Source organism: Microvirga sp. KLBC 81, assembly GCF_003075415.1.
GTDB lineage: Bacteria > Pseudomonadota > Alphaproteobacteria > Rhizobiales > Beijerinckiaceae > Microvirga.
Genome location: NZ_QDAH01000296.1, coordinates 1 through 779 on the forward strand (window position 1 = coordinate 1; position 779 = coordinate 779).

Genomic DNA, 779 nt, shown 5'->3' on the forward strand with positions numbered 1-779 from the left:
CCTGCTCGAACTCGCCGGCCACTACGGCTTCCATCCCAGAGCCTGTGCGCCCTACAGGGCCAAGACGAAGGGAAAGGTCGAGCGCCCGTTCCGCTACATCCGCGAGGACTTCTTCCTCGCCCGCAGCTTGCGCAACCTCGAGGATCTGAACCGTCAGCTTCAGGATTGGCTCGACACCGTGGCCAATGTTCGCCTGCATGGCACGACGCAGAGGATCGCCTCGGAGGCCTTCGCGGCGGAACAGCCCGCCTTGCAGCCGCTGCCGGCGGCTCCGTTCCGTGCCGTGCTCAAACTGGAGCGGCGCGTCACCCATGAAGGCCTAGTCAGTGTCGGCGGCAATCTCTACAGCGTCCCGGACCGAACTCGCAGGGTCGTCGAGGTGCACCAGTTCGCCGACGAGATCCGCATCTTCGACGCCGGGCGCCTTGTCGCCGCTCATCCCGTGCTGGACGGCAATCGGCGCACTCTCGTTGCACCCAGTCACCGCCGCAGGCCGGTCTTAGCGCGGCACGCCAAGCCCACGGACGCCACACCCATCTTCGAGCGCACCGGCGATGTCGTCGCCCGTCGCTCTCTTGAGATCTACGCCGCCGTCGGCCGGCGTCTCGCCCGGGGAGAGCGTGCATGAGCCTGTCGGAATCCATCTCCACACTCGAGCGCATCCGCCTGAGCCTTGTCGGCCTGCGGATGCCCCGCGCTCTCGAGGTGCTCGACCAGACCCTGCGGCGGATCGAGACCGGTGACTTCTCCGCTCTCGATGCCATCGATACCCTACTGAG

At 66.8% G+C, this 779-nt stretch carries 1 pseudogene; it reads left to right on the plus strand.

The features are described from left to right. Positions 1-628: pseudogene (locus tag DC522_RS33850) on the plus strand (IS21 family transposase); the annotation flags it as partial. Between the last annotated feature and the right edge of the window lie 151 nt (positions 629-779).